This window comes from Streptomyces sp. NRRL B-24484 (assembly GCF_000717715.1).
In the GTDB taxonomy this organism is placed as follows: domain Bacteria; phylum Actinomycetota; class Actinomycetes; order Streptomycetales; family Streptomycetaceae; genus Kitasatospora.
The window spans coordinates 1-202 of sequence record NZ_JOAI01000186.1; the positions used below are offsets into that span (position 1 = coordinate 1).

The 202-nt window shown below is 74.3% G+C and carries 1 protein-coding gene; it reads left to right on the forward strand.

Annotated features, from left to right (window positions below; translation table 11 throughout):
- On the forward strand, positions 1–202 hold a 202-nt coding region (locus tag IE98_RS0141850; protein WP_030278078.1), incomplete at both ends, for a DUF2267 domain-containing protein.

Consider the following 202-nt stretch of genomic DNA (forward strand, 5'->3'; position numbering starts at 1 on the left):
CCTGATCCTGCTCAACCCGCTGCAGGCCGCCGAGCCCCTCAGCGCCGAGCGGTTCGTGCGCGCGACCGCGGCCTGGATCGAGGGCGCCACCGAGGCCACCGCGCTGTGGGACATCGGCGCCGTCCTGTCCACGGTGGCCGACGCCGCCGGCGACCACCTCATGGACCAGGTCCTGCTCCAGCTGCCACCCGGCTACGACCTG